Below are 3,275 nucleotides of genomic sequence, written 5' to 3'. Positions count from 1 at the left end.
CGGGGGGGGGGCGGGGGCCCGGACAGCGAGGGGCGCGCGCGAGCGGCCGGGCCGGCGCGCGGGCGGCCGCCGCGCCGCCCCCGCGGCGGCCGGCGCCGCGGCGGCGGCAACGCTCACCGTCAAGGCGACGACACCCACGGCCCGGCCGAACCGGGCCCATCGGTGGTGGACAGACATGGGATTTCCTTCCGCGAATGCGTGGTCTGCACGGATCGTGGCAGCGCATCGTCTCGCGGAATACGGATCACGGCTGGCGGTTCTGCGCCTTGGCGGTACTTCGCCACTTTCCGATCATTGCGCCGGCCACGTTGTGATCGCGGCGAGATGTTGCTGTTCAGCGCCCGTAGGTTGAGGACGGCTTCGGCACCCCCCAGGCCCCCAGCGGGCGCCGGTGATGTCCATCCGGTCTTTGATCAGATGCCGGCAGGCTCCTTCGGCCACGCCGGTGGCGATCGGCCATCCGGGCGACAATGCTGGCAACCCTCACAGGTGAGATGTGCGAAGGTCGTGACGGCCCGCTCGGTGTGTCGGGTCGTCGTCGACCTGGGGTCCGGCTTCGAGGAAGCGCAGCATGGACGCGGCCAACACCTCGGCGACAGGGGGCGGGACCAGGTCGGTGCGGACGGTGACGCGCAGGAGGACGTCCTCTTCGCCGGGAAGCACCTCGATGAGGCAGGCGCCCGACCACTCCCGGGCGTACGGCTCGACGACCTCCGCGGTGCGGCAGCCGGGCAGTTCCAGCGGAAGGACGACGTTGTCCTGGTAGGCGAAGGCGGGCAGGCTGTTGGCCACCTCGCGGGACAGGCCGACGGCCGGGTCGGCGGCGCTCTCCAGGAAGGGGACGTCCTGGGCGGCCATCAGCTCGTCCAGGGTCTGCTGGACGGCCCGCACCAGATCCTTCTCCGGCTCGTCGAACCGGACCCGGAGGCAGTTGGTATTGATCCTGCTCGTGAAGGTGGAGTCGAGGATGCGGCTGCCGCGTTGGGCGACGATCATCACCAGGCCGATGTCGTCCTGCTGGTGGATGGCGCGCAGCGCGACGGCGTAGGCGGCGGCGAAGTAGGCGGAGCGGCTGAACCGGCGTTCGCGGGCGGCGCGGTCCCAGCGTTCCAGCACGGCGGGGGTGACGGTGACGGTGTGCCCGGTCTTCGGGCCCCAGGCCGGGGTTTGATCCAGGAGCGCCTGGGACCGGCCCTCGCCCTGGCGGGAGAGTCCGCGCAGTTGCCCGCGCCAGTAGGCCCGCTGGGCTTCGAGGTCGGCGGCGTCGCGCAGCCGGGTGTACTCGTCGTGGAACTGGCGCAGGGTGGGCGCGGACCGTTCCCAGACCGGGGCCTCGCCGGAAAGCCGGGCGGTGTAGGCGTGGCTGAGGTCGCGGACGAGGAGGGCGTGTGACCAGCCGTCGAAGGCGATGTGGTGGATGCCGACGCCGAACAGGATCCGGTTGGTGGACTTCTCGCGGATGAGGGCGGCCCGCCAGTTGCGGCCCTGGGTGTAGTCGAGTGGTTGTTGCACGGCCTCGGCGAGTTGGTCCAGGGCTTCCTGTTCGCTGGTGGCGTCGGTGAGGAGCCGGAGCTGGGGCATGCCGGGGTTCGGCGGGATGACGGCGACCGGAGGGTCGACGCGTCGGTAGCGGGCGTGCAGTGCCTCGTGCCGCTTGTGTACGTCGCCGAGCGCGGCCATCAGCGCCCGGAGGTCCAGTTCGCCCTCGATCCACCAGGTGGTCGGGCAGACGAGGTCGAAGGGGAGCCAGACGAATTTGGAGACCGAGAGGGTCAGCGGGACGGGCCCGGACGGGTCGGGGCGTCCGGCGACAGGCGGCTCCGGCTGGGTCTGGGAGCGGCGGGGTGCGGTGGTGAGCCAGTGGGCCAGGGCGTGCGGGGTGGGGGTGCGGTGGATCTGGGAGACGGGTACCACCACGCCGGCGGCTTCGTCGATGGCGGTGGCGAGGGCGGCGGATTGGAGGGAGGTGCCGCCGAGGTCGAAGAAGCTGTCGCGGGTGCCGATGCCCTCGATGCCCAGCACGGTGGCGAACACGCCCGTGACCAGCCGTTCCTCGTCGGTCGCGGGTTCGACGTAGTCCACGCCGAGGTCGGGGCGTTGGGAGCCGGGCTCCGGTAGCGCCCGGCGGTCGATCTTCCCGGTGCCGCCGACGGGGAACCTGTCGAGGACCATGATCACGGCCGGGACCATGTACGAGGGCAGGGCGATCGCGACGTGTGCGCGTAGTTCGCTCACGACCGGCGTCCGGCCGTCCCGGCCGGTCACATAGCCCGCCAACCGGGCGACACCCTGGTCTTCCCGACGGACGACCACGGCCGTGCCGACGTCGGGGTGCTGTTCGAGGACGGTTTCGATTTCGCCGAGTTCGATGCGGATGCCGTTGATCTTGACCTGGTGGTCCATGCGGCCGAGGATCTCCAGTGCCCCGCTGGCGTTCCACCGGCCCAGGTCGCCGGTGCGGTAGGCGACCCCGCCGCCGTACGGGTCGGTGACGAACCGTTGCGCGGTCAGCTCGGGGCGGTTGAGGTAGCTGTCGGCTACGCCCTTCCCGGCGATGAGGATTTCGCCGGGGACGCCCATCGGGACGAGGTTCAACTGTGCGTCCACGACGCGGATCTGTCGGTTGGGCATGGGCCGGCCGATCGGCACATACGCGCCACCCCAGCCGGCGGATGCGTCGTACCAGGTGCAGGCGACGGACGCCTCGGCCGGGCCGTAGGCGTTGATCAGCCGAGTGCCGGCGGCCAGCCAGCGTTGGGCCATGCGGGGCGGGATGGGTTCCCCGGCGAGGGTCACGCAGGACATGCTCGGGCAGTCGGCGGGGTCGACCGCGGCGAGGTTGGTGGGCGGGCAGAACGCGTGGCTGGTCTGCTCCTTGGCGATCAGCTCCGTCAACCGGCGGGCGTCGAGCAGGTCGTCGCGGGAACAGACCACGACGCGGGCGCCGGAGGTCAGCGCGGTGTAGATCTCGCCGAGGGCCACGTCGAAGACGGGGGCGCAGCAGTGCAGCATCCGGCTGTCCGGGCCGACCTCGCACTCCTCGCGCATCCAGCTGAGGAAGTTCGTCAACATGGCATGGGTCAACACCACGCCCTTCGGCTTCCCGGTCGAACCCGACGTGTAGATGACGAACGCCGGTTCGGAGGCGTCGACGGCCGGCAGGTCGACCGGTTCGGTTGCTTCGACCGTGGGCCAGTCGTCGTCGAGGGCGACCACCCGTACGTCGTTCTCGGCGGGGATGTGGGGTGCGACGGCGCCGACGGTGAGCACGACCC

At 71.3% G+C, this 3,275-nt stretch carries 1 protein-coding gene and 1 pseudogene; both read right to left on the bottom strand.

All coding sequences use genetic code 11. From position 1 onward, the window contains the following. Nucleotides 1-119: 119 nt before the first annotated feature. Nucleotides 120-462, bottom strand: a pseudogene (locus AB0G14_RS35150) (hypothetical protein); the annotation flags it as partial. Nucleotides 463-483: 21 nt separating this feature from the next. Beyond that, nucleotides 484-3,275: amino acid adenylation domain-containing protein (locus AB0G14_RS35145; RefSeq protein WP_357705038.1), on the bottom strand; the 2,792-nt coding region annotated here is incomplete at its 5' end.

The organism is Micromonospora sp. NPDC023814 (assembly GCF_040639595.1).
GTDB lineage: Bacteria > Actinomycetota > Actinomycetes > Mycobacteriales > Micromonosporaceae > Micromonospora.
The sequence above is the reverse complement of the archived record's forward strand: the minus strand, read 5'-3'. Positions and strand labels throughout refer to the sequence as shown.